General features: G+C 58.1%; 16 protein-coding genes. 5 read left to right on the plus strand and 11 right to left on the minus strand.

The window, feature by feature from the left end; all coding sequences use genetic code 11:
- Positions 1–6: 6 nt before the first annotated feature.
- The 3 genes from CWM61_RS06870 to rfaQ are packed head-to-tail and all read right to left on the minus strand — an operon-like array spanning position 7 to position 3,304.
- A complete protein-coding gene (locus tag CWM61_RS06870) occupies positions 7–1,101 on the minus strand; it encodes a glycosyltransferase (RefSeq protein WP_100630967.1) in 1,095 nt (364 codons plus the stop codon).
- Between the two features lie 2 nt (positions 1,102–1,103).
- On the minus strand, positions 1,104–2,231 hold the full coding sequence (locus CWM61_RS06875) for a glycosyltransferase family 4 protein (RefSeq protein ID WP_100630968.1): 1,128 nt from the start codon (positions 2,229–2,231) through the stop codon (positions 1,104–1,106).
- On the minus strand, positions 2,228–3,304 hold the full coding sequence (rfaQ, locus tag CWM61_RS06880; protein ID WP_100630969.1) for a putative lipopolysaccharide heptosyltransferase III: 1,077 nt from the start codon (positions 3,302–3,304) through the stop codon (positions 2,228–2,230). Before rfaQ ends, CWM61_RS06875 begins: the two co-directional genes overlap by 4 nt.
- 111 nt (positions 3,305–3,415) lie before the next feature.
- Between rfaQ and CWM61_RS06885 the strand changes: the two genes are divergently transcribed.
- Positions 3,416–4,378: a polysaccharide deacetylase family protein gene (locus tag CWM61_RS06885; protein ID WP_100630970.1), complete on the plus strand. Its 963-nt coding sequence runs from the start codon at positions 3,416–3,418 to the stop codon at positions 4,376–4,378.
- Between the two features lie 18 nt (positions 4,379–4,396).
- Positions 4,397–5,476 (plus strand): glycosyltransferase family 9 protein, encoded by a 1,080-nt coding sequence (locus CWM61_RS06890; RefSeq protein ID WP_165785255.1) that lies wholly within the window; start codon positions 4,397–4,399, stop codon positions 5,474–5,476.
- Between the two features lie 43 nt (positions 5,477–5,519).
- On the opposite strand, the gene CWM61_RS06895 is transcribed toward CWM61_RS06890, so the two are convergent.
- The 5 genes from CWM61_RS06895 to rfaD are packed head-to-tail and all read right to left on the minus strand — an operon-like array spanning position 5,520 to position 10,550.
- Positions 5,520–6,689, minus strand: a complete 1,170-nt coding sequence (locus CWM61_RS06895) for an O-antigen ligase family protein (protein WP_165784250.1) — start codon at positions 6,687–6,689, stop codon at positions 5,520–5,522.
- The gene (locus CWM61_RS06900) at positions 6,667–7,575 is read right to left on the minus strand and encodes a sugar glycosyltransferase (RefSeq protein WP_074386955.1); all 909 of its coding nucleotides are present in this window, start codon (positions 7,573–7,575) and stop codon (positions 6,667–6,669) included. The genes CWM61_RS06895 and CWM61_RS06900 overlap by 23 nt, the downstream gene beginning before the upstream one ends.
- Entirely contained in the window at positions 7,575–8,546 is a 972-nt protein-coding gene (rfaC, locus tag CWM61_RS06905; protein WP_100630971.1) for a lipopolysaccharide heptosyltransferase RfaC, read from the minus strand. The genes CWM61_RS06900 and rfaC overlap by 1 nt, the downstream gene beginning before the upstream one ends.
- A 3-nt stretch (positions 8,547–8,549) precedes the next feature.
- Entirely contained in the window at positions 8,550–9,608 is a 1,059-nt protein-coding gene (rfaF, locus tag CWM61_RS06910) for an ADP-heptose--LPS heptosyltransferase RfaF (RefSeq protein ID WP_100630972.1), read from the minus strand.
- Positions 9,609–9,617: 9 nt separating this feature from the next.
- Positions 9,618–10,550, minus strand: coding sequence for an ADP-glyceromanno-heptose 6-epimerase (rfaD, locus tag CWM61_RS06915; RefSeq protein WP_074386958.1), 933 nt, complete (start codon positions 10,548–10,550; stop codon positions 9,618–9,620).
- Between the two features lie 213 nt (positions 10,551–10,763).
- On the opposite strand from rfaD, the gene kbl reads away from it, so the two are divergent.
- The 3 genes from kbl (at position 10,764) to CWM61_RS06930 (ending at position 13,953) form a co-directional block, all read left to right on the plus strand.
- On the plus strand, positions 10,764–11,957 hold the full coding sequence (gene kbl / locus CWM61_RS06920) for a glycine C-acetyltransferase (RefSeq protein ID WP_012967063.1): 1,194 nt from the start codon (positions 10,764–10,766) through the stop codon (positions 11,955–11,957).
- Positions 11,958–11,969: 12 nt separating this feature from the next.
- The gene (tdh, locus tag CWM61_RS06925) at positions 11,970–12,995 is read left to right on the plus strand and encodes an L-threonine 3-dehydrogenase (protein WP_004205051.1); all 1,026 of its coding nucleotides are present in this window, start codon (positions 11,970–11,972) and stop codon (positions 12,993–12,995) included.
- 169 nt (positions 12,996–13,164) lie between these two features.
- On the plus strand, positions 13,165–13,953 hold the full coding sequence (locus CWM61_RS06930; RefSeq protein ID WP_061152965.1) for a glycosyltransferase family 2 protein: 789 nt from the start codon (positions 13,165–13,167) through the stop codon (positions 13,951–13,953).
- A gap of 5 nt (positions 13,954–13,958) precedes the next feature.
- Here the strand turns inward: CWM61_RS06930 and CWM61_RS06935 are convergent, their stop codons facing one another.
- From CWM61_RS06935 to gpmM, 3 genes are read right to left on the minus strand one after another with little or no spacing between them, the layout of a single operon-like run.
- On the minus strand, positions 13,959–14,915 hold the full coding sequence (locus CWM61_RS06935) for a divergent polysaccharide deacetylase family protein (RefSeq protein ID WP_023323385.1): 957 nt from the start codon (positions 14,913–14,915) through the stop codon (positions 13,959–13,961).
- Positions 14,916–14,918: 3 nt separating this feature from the next.
- Entirely contained in the window at positions 14,919–16,190 is a 1,272-nt protein-coding gene (gene envC, locus CWM61_RS06940) for a murein hydrolase activator EnvC (RefSeq protein WP_061152967.1), read from the minus strand.
- Positions 16,191–16,199: 9 nt separating this feature from the next.
- Positions 16,200–17,744: a 2,3-bisphosphoglycerate-independent phosphoglycerate mutase gene (gene gpmM, locus CWM61_RS06945; protein ID WP_061152968.1), complete on the minus strand. Its 1,545-nt coding sequence runs from the start codon at positions 17,742–17,744 to the stop codon at positions 16,200–16,202.
- Positions 17,745–17,917 lie beyond the last annotated feature (173 nt).

The raw sequence follows: 17,917 nt of genomic DNA on the forward strand, positions 1-17,917 counted from the left end.
ACGGCGTCAGGTGCGCTGCAGCTGACGATACTGCTGACAAATGGACACGACGCTGAATTTTTCCAGCACGGCGTCGTCGATAGTCGGCGGGTTATGGTAAATGCTTTGCATCGTCTGAGCCAGCGCCGGACTGGTCAGATCCGCCAGACCGCGGGCAAGTTCGCCGGTGAGGATCTCGGTGACGCCGCCGGGGCAGCGGGTGCTGGCAACCGGCGTATTCAACAGCAGCGCTTCCACCACCACATTGCCGAATCCTTCGCTATCGGAGCTTAAAACCAGCATCCGTGCGCCTTTGATCCACGGTAAGGGGTTTTTCTGAAAACCCTTGAACCACACCCGATCGTCAACCTGCAGCGTTTTGGCCAGCTGGCGCAGGCGCTGCTCTTGCTCCGGTTTTCCCTGGCCTAACAGCACCAGCGGCGCGTCAATGCCGCTTTGCGCATAGGCTTCGATCAGGCGGTCGTGGCGTTTGCCCGGATGGAAGCGGCCGACGTGAATCAGATAGTCACCGTCCGGTCGCTCGCTCTCGGCTTCCGCCTCGGCACGCAGGGCAGTGATATCGAAGGGATTGTAGATGGTTTTCAGCTGTGCCGGACGCAAGGCGAAGGCTTCCACCAGATCGCGTCCCACGGCGTCGGAAACCGACACCACGTTGCGACCCTGGTAAATTCGCTTAATTTTCTGCTGCTTCATCCAGCGGTCAAAGCCGGTGCGGTGCCCGAGATAGGAGGCAGAGAATACGCCGTGCAGACAGAACCAGACGTTACGCTCGCGCAGCGCCCGGCTGCGGGCGACGATGCGGTCGGTTTTGTGCAGGTTGGAAAGTACAAGGTCAAATTGTCCCTGCTTTTCGGCCCGGATGACCGCGGCGTCCAGCTGGCGGGCGCGGCGGGACAGCTCAGTCAGCTTGCGCCACGGTTTGCGGCAACGATCGGCCACCACCTGGTAGTCGAGCCCCTCGGGTAACGGGTACTCGCAGACATCGCGCAGCGAAATGAGCGACACCCGATCGCCGTCGCGCAGGAACTGTGCCGCCAGGGTCAGGACCACTTTTTCCGCGCCGCCACCGGGTAAACCGTCAATCACAAATAAGATGCGCATCGTTATTTCACCAGATCCTGATAAAGAGAAAGCAGCTGGGTGGAGAGTCGCTCGCTGGTGCAGGCCATAATGCGCTCGCGGGCGCGGCCGCCTTGCGCAGAGCCCAGCGCGCGCGGCGGCAGAGCCATCACCGCTTGCTGCAGCGCCGGGATATCCAGGGCGTCGCAGACGTAACCGTTGTGGCCGTCGACGATAAACTCCGCTCCGCCGCATCCGGTGGTGGTGATCACCGGCAGACCGCAGGCCATTGCCTCGAGAATGACGTTGGGGAACGGATCGTAGAGGGTGGGCAGCAGCAGACCATCGGCCATTTGATAGAAGGGCAGCGTCTCCGACTGCATGCCGAAGAAGCGCACGCGCGCTTCGCAGCCGAGACTCTTCGCCAGCGCCTGATAGCGCGGCTGATCCTTATCTTTGCCAACCACCAGCAGATAGCGATCGGTCGGGGCGATGGCGCGAATTGCCGCCGCCAGTCCTTTGCGCTCAAAGCCGGAGCCGACGTAAATCAGGCAGGTTGCCTGCAGCGGTAGCTGCCATTTGGCGCGTAAGGCGGCAAAGGTGTCTTCGCCCGGCGGTAGAAAACGCTGGTTATCAATGGCGTTATAAATAACGTGGATCCTGTCCGCCGACAGCCCAAAGTCTTCGATGATCTCGCGTTTGATCATCTCGGCGTTGCAGATCACCCCGCGCAGGTGTGAGTCTTCATACATCTCGCGCTCCGCCTGCATGACGTAGCGGTGGTAACGGTCGGCGAACAGCAGGCGGCTTTTCCAGGCCGGTAAAATGCGCGAGCGCTGTTGCAGCCAGCGGCGATGAACGCCATCGCCAGCGCGGTAGAGATCGCAGCCGGGAATACGTTCATGGCTCTGCACCAGGTCGAAGGACTCACGCTGCCAGAGCGCGCGCGCGGCGTTAGCAAACCCGCGTTCGCGGCTGATGCGCCCCCATTTGCGCGGATTACAGATATGGATCTGCCAGTCCGGTTTCACCGGCCCCTGCCATTCGCGGGTGATGACGTTCAGTTGCAGATGACTGCTGTCGAGGGCTTCCAGCGCGCGGGAGACAAACCGTTCTGCGCCGCCGTCCGGGCGGTACTTCTGCCGCACCAGAGCCAGCCTGAATTTACTCATGCCAGTACCTTTTTCGCCGCCGCGATCACGGCGTCGGTAGGAATTAAATCGAGATAACGTTCTTCGGTGTTGGTGTTGATGGCGTCCGGATCGGGCAGCGGACCGAAGTCGCCGGCCCAGATCACTTCGCCTTTCGCCTGCCACGGACGCCAGAAGGTCAGCTTCGAGGGGCCGAACAGGGCGACCAGCGGAGTGCCGAGAGCCGCAGCCATATGCATCGGCACCGAGTCGACGCCGATAAACAGGCGGGCGTGATCGATCACTGCCGCCAGCTGGCGCAGCGTTAACTGGCCGGCTAAAGAGTGCAGACGCGCCTGCGGGCAGCCGGCGATGATGGTGTCCACCATCTTCTTCTCTCTATCGTCGGGGCCGGAGGTGAGCACGACCGCGTACCCCTCGGCGGATAGCGCGTTGATCAGCGCGCTCATACGATCTTCGCGCCAGCATTTAAAGAACCAGCGCGACGTTGGCTGGATGACGATGTAGTTTTCCCGGAACTCCTCCGGCAGCAGGGCGCGGCTGGTGGCCCAGTCTGCTTCGCTGTAGCCCATCCGCGCCGGCGCGTCGTTCAACGGGAGACCGAGCGGAGCGAGAATAGAGAGATTCTGCTGTACCGTATGCAGCTGGTTGTGCTGTTGGGTGGAGGCTAGCGCGGTGTGGCAATAGCGCCAGAACGGGTGGCGGCGCTTCGGAAAATCAAAACCAATCCGCGTCGCGGCGCCGGTCAGTTTGCTGATAATCGCGCTCGGCCACTGGTCAGCAAGGTTAAGCACCATATCGTATCGCTGCTGACGCAGCGTCTGAATGAGCTGCCATTGCATCTTCAACTGATGCCTTTTTCCCTGCTTTTTCCAGCGGCGATCGAGACCATAAATATGATGGATATCGGGGTTGGCGGCGAGCATATCCCGGGTCTCTTCATACAGCAGCACATCCACGCTGGCGGCGGGATACTGCTGTTTCAGCGCGTGAATAAGCGGCGTGATCAGCAGCATGTCGCCATGATGGCGCAGCTTAATGACCAGGATCCGCGCCGGGTTCAACGGGCCGCGGGAGAGGGTTTCAGGCGTCATACTCTGTTCTTCATCCAGGATAAGGGTTCCGATTCTAGGGGATCAGACAGATTGAGAGAAGCGTTGTATTGCTCTACCATGACCCGATACGTATGGCCTGAGGACGTTTTCGTGCACAATCCCGCATTTCTCATCACGATTGATACAGAGGGCGATAACCTCTGGCAAAAACATGACAGCATCACCACCGAGAATGCGCGTTATCTCCCGCGTTTTCAGCAGCTTTGCGAAAAGTATGGCTTTAAACCGGTCTATTTGACCAACTATGAAATGGCCATCGACCCCTTTTATATCGAATTCGCCAGAGACGTGATTGCCCGCGGCACCGCGGAAGTCGGCATGCATCTGCATGCGTGGAACAGCCCACCGACCGAGCCGCTGACCGCCGATGACTGGCGGCATAAGCCTTATCTCATTGAATACAACGATGCCATGATGCGTGAGAAGGTCGACTATATGACGCATCTGCTGGAGGATACTTTCCAGACCAAAATGGTCAGCCATCGCGCCGGGCGCTGGGCCTTTGACGAGCGCTATGCGCGTCTGCTGGTGGAGCACGGTTATCAGGTGGATTGCTCGGTGACCCCGCGGGTGAACTGGAAGACCGCCAAGGGAGCGCCGCAGGGCGATGGCGGGACCGATTATCGCCGCTTCCCGCAGCATGCCTATTTTCTCGATGAAAATGATATCAGCCGCGAAGGCCACTCTCCGCTGCTGGAAGTGCCGATGAGCATCCAGTACAAGCACTCAGCGTGGATGAACAGCGTGAAGCAGGGCTACGATCGCCTGCGGGGTAAAGTGCGTTCCCCCTCCGTACACTGGCTGCGTCCGATGGGCGGCAACGTGGAGACGATGAAAAAAGTCGTCGAACAAACGTTGACGCAGGGCAATGACTACGTGGAATATATGCTCCACTCTTCAGAGTATATGCCCGGCGGCAGCCCTACGTTCCAGAATGAACGGGATATTGAGCGTTTATACGCTGACCTTGAAGCCTTTTTTAGCTGGCTGGCGCCGCAGGTGAAGGGCATGACGTTGGCAGAATATTACCAGCGGAAAATTACACAGCGCTAACACAGCTCAAGGTACCGTATGCGTATCCTTAAACAATTAACGCGGAAAAAGAATGCTTTTTTCCGCGGCATTAAATTTAATTTAATTAACTATCGATACAGAAATAAGCCAGCGCGTAAAGCCTTTGACCCAGCGGCTGTCCGTCGCGTGCTGCTATTGCGCCTGGACGATAAAGTCGGCGATATGGTGGTCACGACCGGCTGCGCCAGAATACTGGCCGAACGGGGATATCAGGTTTCGGTGTTAACCGGACCAATATGCTGCGAAATATTAGCAGGCTCAGAATTCATTCGGCAAGTATATTTATATCGGCCGCGCATGTCCTTAAATACGTTGCGGGCGGTAGGTTTTGATGCAGTTATCGATTTTGATGACGTAACCAGCTATGAACGCTTTAAATTACTCGCCGATTTACGGGCGGCCAGCGTGATTGGTTTTAATAAAGAGCCCTATAAACTTTACGATCATTCGATCGCTTTTTTTGACAGCAACAGCCATATTTCCCAGCGCTATAAACAGGTGGTGAAACTGTTTGGCATCGTTGACGACTACCCATACCACTATCATCTCCCCGGCTGTCGCCATGAGCGGGAGAAAGTGGCTCGCTTGCTTTCCCAGGCCGGAGAGGTCGAACTGCGCATCGCCATTAACCCTTTTACCGCCTCCGAGGATAAAGACTTCTGTCGTCACCAGGTGGCGGCCCTGGTCGAGCGGCTACATGCTCTGCCTTACCGGGTCTGTATCGTGATGGTGGGGCGCAGTGAGAAAATTCGGCAGCTTGGGCTGAATTTGGCGCTGTACATCGCCGACAGCACCATCAACTCCGCCGTCGAAGTGATCCGCAGCTGTGATTTAGTCATTACGCCAGACACCTCAATTGTGCATATCGCCCGGGCCTTCGATAAACCGATGGTGGCGGTCTATAACAAGCGCAAACTCAAGGATACCGGGCTGCCCGGCTATCACATCTGGGCGCCGGGCTATGACAAGGCGAAACAGATCGTTTGTGAAGAAGCGAATGTCGCCGATGTGGCGATTGAGTCGGTGTGGCCCGTGATTAAAGAGCAGGCCGACCGGCTGGTCGCCGCCCGCGGTTGATTTAAAAGTGAATATAAAAAAGGGCCACTGACGGCCCTTTTTGTTAGCGTTTTTCCGCCAGCCCTTTGCTGAGCGCAATGCCCATCGGCAGCCAGAACAGCACCCAGGTCTCCCGTGGGTTGCTAATGATAAACATCCCCTGCGAGGCCATAAAAACCAGCGCGTAAAACAGGATCGCCAGGCTGTAGCGGCTGTCGGTGCGGCGCTTGCGCCACGCCTGCCATAGCCCACAGGCAATGACCGCCAGCAGCAGCAGTAACCCTACAATGCCGCCTTTCAGCAGGGCACCCATATACACGCTGTGGGTGGTCGTGATGTGCTCGCCGCTGTAGTTGATGAAATCCAGTTCATAGCTGAAGCCGCGCCCCAGCCACGGCTGGCTGGCCATCTCCGACAGCGTATGATGCCAGATGCTCAGGCGCAGCCCGCTTTGGGTGCCAAGCTCCTCGAAACGGGCGAGCAGCATGTCACCCACCGGCGTCATGACCAAAAGCAGCGCTACCAGCACGGCCAGCGCCGCGGCGATCAGCAGGTTGCGGCGGGTGAAGACGTGCAGGTGCAGCGTACAGCCGACCGCCAGTACCAGGGCGATGATCGGCCCACGGCTTTGGGTGAGCAGCAGCATCACCAGCATGATGGCGATCGGCAGATAGAGCCAGTGGCTGGCTTTTTCTTTCAGTAGCATGCCGCAGATTAAAATGCCGATGCCGCAGTAACCGGCAAGGTCGATAACGTTCGTTGGCCCGGGGTTCTCGGGGGAGACCGCTCGTGCAGTGAGGACCAGCGTGTGGTCGATAATCAACGTCCACAGGGAGAGCACAGTGATCCCGCCAACCACCGCCAGCATGGCCAGACGGCGGGTTTGTCCGTCGCTGAGCAGCATCGCCATCAGCAACAGATACCCCGTCAGATACACGCCGTGGGTGATCGGCGAGTCAATATGCTGCGGCGTATGCCCCCACAGGTTACTGAGGGCGTAATAGATAAAGAAAGCCGCCAGCAGCGTCCAGGTCTGCCACTGCTCGCGTAACACCCCGGCCAGCGCCTGGCGGTTTTCCTGGCGTACCAGCGACAGCAACAGCAGCAGGATCGATAAATGCAGCAGATTATTGGTCCGGGTGGACATGCAAAAAATCGCGCTGAAAAATAAAAATAAAGGAAAGACAATCGAGTAACCCTGTCTGGCGTAGTTACTCATTTTTAAAGTACTCATTAAACGCAACCTTTTCGAAGATAGTATCCGGCACAGCGCTTTCTGGAGAAAAATTAATCACCCGGACCTGACGTTGCTGCAGTACTTGAGCGGCATGCGCAAAGGAGGGCATGACGAGGGTATCCACTTTTGTTGCCAGGTACGAAGGCAATTTTTCTTGTTGTGTTTCATAGAATCGCGGCTGGTTAAAGTTGGTCATATCCAGGCCGCTCACCAGGATAGTATTGAAGCCCAGCCAGGCGAGAATTTGCAGCGCCCAGTAGACCACCGTGCCGGCATCGAAAATGCCCTGGCGAATATCGGTGCTAAAGCAGATATCCGGGCGCTGGGGATGAAAGCACATCGCCGCATTCTGCTGGTAAGTGCGCTTTATCGCTTCGCTGGCGACTTTCGGCTGGTAAATCTTATAGCAACCGTCCTCAATCAACGCCAAACGGCAGCGTAGTGCGTCCCCATAGCGATCGAGGATCTTGGCAATTCCGTGCATGGTGGTGAACAGCAGAATCTCCGGCTGGCTGACAATGGCGTGGATAATGTCAGGCTTCTTATCGAAAAATTCCATGTCGACGATGGTATAGAGCGAAAAGTGCAGCCGGTCGGCAAGATGCCAGGCACCATTGACGCCCATCACCGGGATCGTTTTCGATAACAGGGAAAAGTCGATATTACGGGTTGAGGGACCGGTGGCGGTCAGCAGGACTTCGCCCTGCATGCTGTTTTTCAGCGCGCTCAGGCTGACCAGCGGCACCGTTTTCCCTTTATAGCGTAACGCGCTGATTTCGCCGCTCGGCGCGCGCGTAATGCGGGTAAAAGGCCACAGATTTTCATTGTGGCGATAAGCGCGAGGGCGTGTATAGCGGTAGATCTGTTTAAACAGGGATCCCATCAGAGCAGCCCCTGATTTTGCAGGAGAAGATGAACCCGACTGGCCGGAATATCGCTGGTGCTGGTGCTGTTTTCCGGCCTGACGATATGCTGGTTTTTACCGTATCCGCCAATCAACCCCGGATCGGTCGGGCCGTAGAGCGTGAAGTTCGGTTTATCCAGCGCAGCGGTCAAATGGCTCAGTCCGGTATCGACCGAGACGACGGCCCGGGCGCTGGCCAGGACCTGCGCCACCTGCTCAAGGCTCATGCGCGGCAGCACTTCAACATACTCACGTCCTTCCGCCAGTCGTTTTGCCCGCGACTCTTCGTGCGGGGCGCCCCACGGCAGCTTAATGCGGACGCCACTGTCGGCCAGCAGATCGAGAAGCTCCTGCCAGCGGGTTTCTGGCCAGTGTTTATCGTCGCGGGTGGTGGCGTGCAGGAACACCAGATAGGGCGCGGTAGCGCTAGCCTCGTGCTGCAGGAAATGGCGCGCAATGGCGTAATCCCCCTGGGTCTGGGGTTTCGCGTAGCCGAGGCTTTTGGCGAACAGCTCACGGGTACGCTCCACCGCGTGCTGCTGTTTCGCGATATGATGGCGGCGATTGTAAAACAGGCTCGCCAGCGGCTCGCGGGCCGTTTGCCAGTCCATACCGTGCTTCACGCCGTGTGCCAGGCGAGTGACCAGCGCGGCGCTTTTCACCAGCCCCTGGGCGTCGATGATGGCGTCATACTTTACCGCCTGAACAGCCTCGCGGAAGGCTTGACGCTCCGCTTTAATCGGCGCGGAAAACCAGGCTTTACGCCAGCGGCGAATCGCCACTGGAATGACCCGGTCGACGTTTTCATGCCAGGAGGGGATCTGCGCGAAACCCTCTTCAACCACCCAGTCGAAGCGAATGCCGGGGATGGCCTGCGCAGCGTCGGTTAGCGCGGGCAGCGTGTGTAGCACGTCGCCCATGGACGAGGTTTTTACGATCAATACCCGCATCCGTTACGCTTCCTCGTGCTCGGTTTTTTCCGTCAACAATTCGTTCAGCTCTTGCAGGACGCGTTCTGGCGTGATGTCGATCAGGCTTTGATGATAGCCTTCCGCGGCATCGCCTTTGCGCACTTTGTGGTAGCCGCTAATCAGGCGGATCACGCGCGCTTTATGCGACAGCGGCGGGGTGAAGTCCGGGCTGCTCGGACCGTACAGCGCCACCAGCGGGCGGTCCAGCGCGGCGGCGACGTGCATCAGCCCCGAATCGTTGCTGACCACGGCCTGACAGGCGGCAATCAGGATCACGGCCTGTTCCAGCTGGGTTTCACCCGCCAGATTACGGCACCAGGCCTGCTGCTCGCTGCTGAGGGCGGCGATGATCTCTTTGCCGGCATCGTTGTCTTTGGCCGAGCCGAAAAGCGCAATCTGATAGCCATCGTCGATAAGCTTTTTCGCCAGCGCAGCATAGTGATAGTGCGGCCAGCGCTTTGCCGGTCCGAATTCCGCACCGGGGCAGAAGCCGATGATCGGCCGCTCGTTTGAGAGATTAAAGGCGTTGCAGGCCTGTGATTTTTCGCCATCGTTGACCTGCAGCTGCGGCCACAGCAGCGGCTGCGGCAGATCTTTGGCGCAGCGCATCACGCCGTTGTCGTAGGCCAGCGCCACGTAGCGTTCCACCATCAGCGGCCAGGCGTCTTTGTCCAGCACCCGGGCGTCGTTGAGCAGGCCGTAGCGCATCTCACCGCGCCAGCCGGTGCGCAGCGGGATGTTGGCAAAGAAGGGGATTAATGCCGATTTAAACGAGTTCGGCAGCACGTAAGCGCGATCGTAGCGACGCTCGCGCAGGCTGTGGCCGAGCTTGCGGCGTTCGCCGATAGCCAGCGCGCCGTGGCCCAGCGGCATCGGGATCGCTTCGTTCACTTCCGGCATGCGCGATAGCAACGGACGGCACCAGGCTGGCGCCATCACGTCGATAATCGCCTGGGGATAGCGCGCCCTGAGCGTACGATAAAGACTTTGCGACATCATCATGTCGCCCACCCAAGACGGGCCTATCACCAATATTTTCATGCTTGTTTCTTACGCGTCGCGATTCAGCCAGGCCATATATTCCGTTACGCCTTCGGCAACGGTTTTGAACGGTTTGTCATAGCCCGCTTTGCGCAGGTTAGTCAGATCCGCCTGGGTGAACGCCTGGTAGCGGCCTTTCAGTTTGTCCGGGAACGGGATGTACTCGATGCTGCCTTTCTTGTGGTACGCCAGGGTCGCATCGGCGACGGCCTGGAAGGATTCCGCGCGGCCAGTGCCGAGGTTGAAGATCCCGGAAACGCCGTTTTCCCAGAACCACAGGTTGACGGCGGCAACGTCGCCCACGTAGACGAAGTCGCGCTTGAAGCCGTCGCTGCCTTCAAACAGTTTCGGACTTTCGCCATTATTCAGCTGGGTGTTGAGGTGGAAAGCCACGCTCGCCATGCTGCCTTTGTGGCCTTCGCGCGGCCCGTAGACGTTGAAGTAGCGGAAGCCGACGATCTGCGAATTGGCTTCCGGCAGGATCTGGCGGACGTATTCGTCGAACAGGAATTTGGAGTAGCCGTAGACGTTCAGCGGCTGTTCGTACTTGCGGGACTCGATGAAGTCGCTGGTGCGCCCGCCGTAGGTGGCCGCGGAAGAGGCGTACAGGAACGGAATCTCGCGCTCCAGGCAGTAGTGCAGCACTTCTTTAGAGTACTGATAGTTGTTGTCCATCATGTACTTGCCATCCCACTCTGTGGTGGAAGAGCACGCGCCTTCGTGGAAGATCGCTTCGATTTCACCGAACTCTTCACCCGCCATAATCTGGATCAGAAAGTCTTCTTTATCCATGTAGTCAGCGATGTTCAGGTCAACCAGGTTCACAAACTTGGTGCCGTCTTTCAGATTGTCAACAACCAGAATGTCGGTGATGCCTTTGTCATTCAGCGCTTTAACGATGTTGCTGCCGATAAAGCCTGCGCCGCCGGTAACGATGATCATAACTGTACCTTTGAAGTTGGGAGCCCGAAGACAATCCGGGCATGAATGCTCATATCATATCACCACATGAGCAAGCCTACAGCCATTCGCAGAATAAGGTGCTGGGCTGACGTGATTTATGCTGCAAATAATTCATTCAGGCCTGCATCATCTCGTATCAGCGTATAGCTTTGGGTAATATGTGCCAAATTTTGCCGAATCTGGAGAGTTGCAATGCGTGGTGATTTCTACAAACAGTTAACGAGTAATCTGGAAACCGCTCGGGCCGAAGGCCTGTTCAAAGAAGAGCGGATCATCACCTCGGCGCAGCAGGCGGACATTACCGTCGGCGACAGCCACGTGATTAACTTCTGCGCCAATAACTATCTGGGTCTGGCGAACCACCCGGAACTGATTGCCGCGGCGAAATCCGGCATGGACAGCCACGGCTTCGGGATGGCCTCCGTCCGTTTCATCTGCGGCACCCAGGATACGCATAAGCAGCTGGAGAAGAAGCTGGCCGATTTCCTCGGTATGGAAGACGCGATCCTCTACTCCTCCTGCTTTGACGCCAACGGCGGCCTGTTTGAAACGCTGCTCGGGCCGGAAGACGCCATTATCTCCGACGCCCTGAACCATGCCTCGATCATCGACGGCGTGCGTCTGTGTAAAGCGAAGCGTTTCCGCTACGCCAACAACGACATGCAGGAGCTGGAGGCGCGTCTGAAAGAAGCGCGCGAGGCCGGCGCGCGTCACGTGCTGATCGCCACCGATGGCGTCTTCTCGATGGATGGCGTGATCGCCAACCTGAAAGGCGTTTGCGACCTGGCGGATAAATACGATGCGCTGGTGATGGTCGATGACTCCCACGCCGTCGGCTTCGTCGGCGAAAATGGCCGCGGCTCTCATGAATATTGCGACGTGATGGGTCGCGTCGACATCATCACCGGCACGCTGGGTAAAGCGCTGGGCGGCGCCTCCGGCGGCTACACCGCCGCGCGTAAAGAGGTGGTTGAGTGGCTGCGCCAGCGTTCCCGTCCGTATCTGTTCTCCAACTCTCTGGCGCCGGCCATCGTGGCCGCCTCCATCAAAGTGCTGGAGATGGTTGAAGAGGGCGCAGACCTGCGCGATCGCCTGTGGGCTAACGCGCGTCTGTTCCGCGAAAAAATGACCGCGGCGGGCTTTACGCTGGCGGGCGCCGACCACGCCATCATTCCGGTGATGCTGGGTGAAGCGGTGGTGGCGCAGAACTTTGCCCGCGAGCTGCAGAAAGAAGGGATCTATGTCACCGGCTTCTTCTATCCGGTGGTACCGAAAGGCCAGGCGCGTATTCGCACCCAGATGTCGGCGGCGCATACCCCTGAACAAATTGAGCGTGCGGTGGAAGCCTTTACCCGCATCGGCAAACAACTGGGCGTCATCGCCTAATAAGGGTGTGAGATGAAAGCGTTATCCAAACTGAAAGCGGAAGAAGGCATCTGGATGACCGACGTACCGGAACCGGAAGTCGGCCATAACGATCTGCTGATTAAAATCCGCAAGACCGCCATTTGTGGAACCGACGTGCACATCTACAACTGGGATGAGTGGTCGCAGAAGACCATTCCGGTGCCGATGGTGGTCGGTCACGAATACGTCGGTGAAGTGGTGGGGATTGGTCAGGAAGTGCGCGGCTTTAAGATTGGCGACCGCGTCTCCGGCGAAGGGCATATCACCTGCGGCCACTGCCGCAACTGCCGCGCGGGCCGCACCCATTTGTGCCGTAACACCATCGGCGTGGGCGTCAACCGCCCGGGCTGCTTTGCCGAGTATCTGGTGATCCCGGCTTTTAACGCCTTTAAAATCCCGGACAATATTTCTGATGACCTGGCGTCTATCTTCGACCCGTTCGGCAACGCGGTACACACCGCGCTCTCCTTCGATCTGGTCGGGGAAGATGTACTGGTTTCCGGCGCCGGTCCGATCGGCGTGATGGCGGCGGCGGTGGCGAAACACGTCGGCGCGCGTAACGTGGTGATCACCGACGTCAACGAGTACCGTCTTGAGCTGGCGCGCAAAATGGGCGTGACCCGCGCGGTGAACGTGGCGAAAGAGAACCTCAATGACGTGATGGCCGAGCTGGGCATGACCGAAGGTTTTGACGTGGGTCTGGAGATGTCCGGCGCGCCGCCGGCGTTTCGCAGCATGCTCGATACCATGAACCACGGCGGCCGCATCGCGATGCTGGGTATCCCGCCGTCGGATATGTCCATCGACTGGACCAAGGTCATCTTCAAGGGGCTGTTTATCAAAGGTATCTATGGTCGCGAAATGTTCGAGACCTGGTACAAGATGGCGGCGCTGATCCAGTCTGGTCTGGATCTTTCACCCATCATCACCCACCGCTTCGGCATTGATGACTTCCAGAAAGGTTTTGACGCGATGCGCTCCGGCCAGTCCGGTAAAGTGGTTCTGAGCTGGGAATAACGCCTCCGGTCTGTTGTAAAAATCAGCAAAAAAGGCGCCTGCGGGCGCCTTAATTTAGATTTGGATAACATTTTTAGCCTGCTTAATATTAAGCGCACAATTTCTACATCGATTTTACGGTTATTCGCTTATACAGTGTGTTTAGTCGCGGTTTAACTTTGTAACTATCATGCTTAAACTCTCCGTATGCTTACTGACCTGTAACTCTGCGCGCCTGCTGATGGAGGTGCTGCCGCCGCTGCTGAAGGTGGCCGATGAATGTATCGTCGTCGACTCCGGCAGCACCGACGAAACGGTCTCTATTTGTCAGCAGTTTGGTCTCACCGTCCATCATCATGCCTATAAAGCCCACGGCGCCCAGATGAACTATGCCATTGGGCTGGCCAGCCATGACTGGGTGCTGTGCATGGACAGCGATGAGATTCTTGATAACGACGTAGTGGCGGCCATTCAGGCGTTAAAAGCGGGCGAGGAGCCAGACCCAACCTGCGCCTGGCGTTTGCCGCGCTACTGGTTTGTGCTCGGCACGCAGGTGCGGACGATCTACCCCATTTCCTCGCCGGATTACCCGGTGCGACTCTTTAACCGCCAGCAGGCGCGGTTTAACGACCGGCCGGTGGATGACCAGGTGGTTGGACACGCACGCTCCGTCAGGCTGCCGGGCTTCGTTCGCCATGACACCTTTTATTCGCTGCATGAAGTGTTTAATAAGCTGAACAGCTATACCACCCGGCTGGTGAAGCACCAGCCGGTCAAACCTTCGCTGACGCGGGGGATCGTCAGCGCGATTGGCGCTTTCTTTAAGTGGTATCTGTTTAGCGGGGCATGGCGCTATGGCAAGGTCGGCGTAGTCACTGGCCTGTACGCCACGTTTTACAGCTTTCTGAAATATTTTAAGGCGTGGTACGCCCACGAAGATAACCAGGCGCCCGTCGCGCAAAAGCGAACGGACCCCTGAGTGGTCTAGTTGCCGGGATTGTCCCAGCCCTGCCATTTGAGGCGATAGTACTGGACCAGCGCGCTCTGGCTGATGCTGTCGCTGAGGATAGTGAAGAAGCGGCTGGCGTTCACGGGCTCCAGCGGGCGCTTCGGCTTGCAATACTTCACGCCGTGGAACGGATTACGCGGTTTCTGCGGCGTTGGCAGCGTTTGTTGCGCAGGCGGCTGAGCATAGTTTGGCGTCGAGTTGTCGACCTGTGGCTCGTTGAGCAGGCTGCTCGGGCGCACCAGCGTGATATCCGGCGGCAGGTTATAGACCATCTGCTGCAGCACCCGCACCGTCGTCGGATGCGGATGGCCAATGGCTATTGCCGAACCGTTGCGCCGCGCCAGGGCGATGGCGCGATTGAACTGGGTGCGGATATCGGCTTCATTCTGCGTATCGTCAAGAAACACCTTGCGCTTAATCACCTTCACCCCGGTGCCCTGCGCGGCGCGCATGGCCTGGGTGTTGCCGATGGTGACGCTATCGAGAAAATAGAGATTGTAGCGCTCCAGGGCCTGCATCACCTTCTGCATACCAAACAGGTTGGAGGTCATCGCGCTGCCCATATGGTTATTCAGCCCGACGGCGTAGGGAACTTTGCCGTAAGCCTCGCGAATGATGCGCTCGATCTCCTCGCTGCTCATTTCGGGACGCAGGGTGTCTTTTTCCAGCGGCTGTTTGCTGAGCGGCGCCATCGGCAGGTGGATGAGCACTTCATGGCCCAGATTATGCGCTTTCGTGGCCATTTCCCGGGCGTGCGGCGCGTTCGGCAGCACGGCGACGGAGATAGTTGACGGCAGCGCCAGCACCTGATTCTCGGTCTGCGGGCGGTAGCCAAAATCGTCAATAACGATGGAGAGTTTGCCAGCGAACGCTGGCGCCGCCAGAGCCAGCGAACCGGCTACGGCAAGAGCAATTGCGCGAAATTGAAGCAAAACTTATCTTCCCAACCACGGCTGTGGATTGACCGCCTGACCCTGGCGGCGAATTTCGAAATAGAGCGACGGACGGCCCTGACCGCCGCTGCTGCCTACGAGCGCGATAGGCTGACCGGCACGAACCTGCGTACCGACGCTGACCAGCGCGCTTTGGTTATAGCCATACAGGCTCATGTCGCCTTTGCCATGTTCGACCACCACCACCAGACCATAGCCCTGCAGCCAGTCGGCCAGAATGACCCGACCATCGGCAATGGCTCTGACTTCGGTACCTTCAGACGCGGCGATAACCATCCCTTTCCAACGTAGTTCACCTTGCAGCTGTTCGCCATATCGATGAAGGAGCGGACCGCGAACCGGCCAGAACGCCTGACCGCGCGGCGAGCCCAGCCCGCCGGTGCGTGACATCAGCGAACGTTCGCTTTCCGTTGGTTTATAGGTGGTGCCTTTGCGCGACGCTTCCTGCTGGCGGTCGCGCACCGCCTGTGCATCGCGAGCTTCCCGATCGGCTCGGGCTTTGGCGGCAGCCTCCGCCTGGGCGATACGACCGCGTAGGCGCGATTCGTTAGCCCGCATTTCACTTAACTGTTGCTGACCCTGCTGAATGGAGGACTCCAGCCCGGAAAGGGTCTTTTTCCGTTCGTTACGTGCCTGCTCCAGCTTCGCCTGCTGGGCTTTTTGCTCGTAGACCAGCGTCTGCTGCTGGCTCTGCTTCTCTTCGAGCATCGACTTTTGCACCGCCATCTCTTCGCGCGTTTTCTTCAGTTCCGCGATAGTCTCCTGGCGAGCCTGGTTGAAATAGCTGAAATAGACCTGCATCCGCTGGTTGCGCTGACCCTCTTCACCGCTCAGCACCATCTGGATGCCGGTATGCGGCCCCTGACGGAACGCGGCATCAAGCTGCGCGGCGAGGTTCCGCTCCTGAGACGCGCGCTGGCGCTCCAGCTTCGCGAGAGAAGCATTCATCTCGTCAATTTGCTTATTGAGCTGGTTCAGGCTGTCCTGGGTTTCGCGGAGTTTGCGGGTCGCGGCGGCGATCGCCTCTTCCTGCGCCCTGAGCTGGGCGAGCAGGGTTTCGCGCTGCTGCTGCTGTTGCTTAATCGCCCGCTGTTTGGCGGCGATGTCGGCCTGAATAGATTTTAGCTGATCGCGATCGTCGGCGTGAGCAGATGACGCGCACAGCAATACGCCAGCGCTGAGCGCGCTGGCGTAAAGGACGGATCGAACTGCCGTTGCGATCCATGTAGTTGAATACGTCGCCTTTCCCCTCATGGGGAAGGATTATTCCACGATGAACAGCGGCTTGCCAGTCATCTCTTGCGGGATTTCCATTCCCATCAGCGACAGCATGGTCGGGGCGATGTCGGAAAGTTTACCGCCATTGACCGCTTTGACCGCTTTGTTACCGACGTAGATCAGCGGAACCGGCAGGTTGGTATGGGCAGTGTGCGCCTGACCAGTGGCCGGGTCGCGCATCTGCTCGGCGTTGCCGTGGTCGGCGGTGATCAGCAACTGGCCGCCAACGGATTCCACTGCCTGAGTCACCTGGTCGATGCAGTGATCCAGCGCTTCAACCGCTTTCACTGCCGCTTCCATCACCCCGGTATGGCCAACCATATCGCCGTTCGGGTAGTTACAGATGATGGTGTCGTATTTGCCACCTTTGATGGCGGCGACCAGTTTCTCGGTCAGCTCGGCGGAGCTCATTTCCGGCTGCAGATCGTAGGTCGCCACTTTTGGCGAGTTAATCAGAATACGCTCTTCGCCTTTAAACGGCTCTTCTACGCCGCCGTTGAAGAAGAAGGTGACGTGAGCGTATTTCTCAGTTTCGGAGATGCGCAGCTGGGTTTTATCGTGCTTCGCCATCCACTCGCCGAAGGTGTTAGCCAGCGAGGCGGGCGGATAAGCGCAGGCGACTTTGATGTCGGCGGCGTATTCGGTGAGCATCACGAAGTCGAGGTTAACCACTTTCTTACGCGTGAAGCCGTCGAAGTCGGCGTTGACGAAGGCGCGGGTGATTTCACGCGCGCGGTCAGCACGGAAGTTCATGAAGATCAGCGCGTCGCCGTCTTCCATCGCGGCATCGGCCTGGCCGGCGGCGCGGATAACGGTCGCTTTGACGAATTCGTCGTTTTCATCACGGGCGTAGGCAGCCTGCAGACCTGCGACGGCGGTATCCGCCTGGAATTCGCCTTTCGCCAGGGTCATCAGGTCATAAGCTTGTTCCACGCGATCCCAACGGTTGTCGCGGTCCATGGCGTAGTAGCGGCCAATGATAGATGCGATGCGGCCTTTGCCCAGCGCGGCAAATTTGGCTTCGAATTTTGCCAGCGTTTTTTCCGCACTGCGCGGCGGCGTATCACGGCCATCAAGGAAGGCGTGCAGGTAGATTTTCTCAGCGCCGCGCTCTGCTGCCAGCTCCACCATCGCCATGATGTGATCTTCGTGGCTGTGGACGCCGCCCGGAGACATCAGGCCCATGATGTGGACCGCTTTACCGGCGGCGACCGCTTTGTCGACCGCGGCGGTGAGTACCGGGTTGGCGAAGAAGGTGCGTTCTTTAATTTCAACATCGAGACGGGTCAGGTCCTGGTAGACGATACGACCGGCGCCCAGGTTGACGTGGCCTACTTCAGAGTTCCCCATCTGACGGTCCGGCAGGCCGACTTCCAGGCCGGATGCATCGATCAGGGTATGCGGACGTTTGGCCCACAGGGCATCCATTACCGGCGTTTTAGCGCTGTAAATGGCGTTATCCTGTTGGTCTTCGCGATAGCCGTAGCCATCCAGAATCACCAGTACCATAGGTTTTTTAGAAACCGACATTGCGACAACCTCATGCTCAAAGACAGAAATTTTGCGTAATTTTACTACAGCTGAATCGTTTAAATCCCCGTGAAAGATCAAAGAAAGGGAAGGGGCGGTGCCAGAGGCGATGGCGAAGGCGGTTTTTTTTCGTGACCGGCCGCAGAAAATACATTACATCGCGCTCACTGGCT

The organism is Klebsiella sp. K-Nf6, from assembly GCF_002806655.1.
Classification (GTDB): Bacteria; Pseudomonadota; Gammaproteobacteria; order Enterobacterales; family Enterobacteriaceae; genus Klebsiella; species Klebsiella variicola.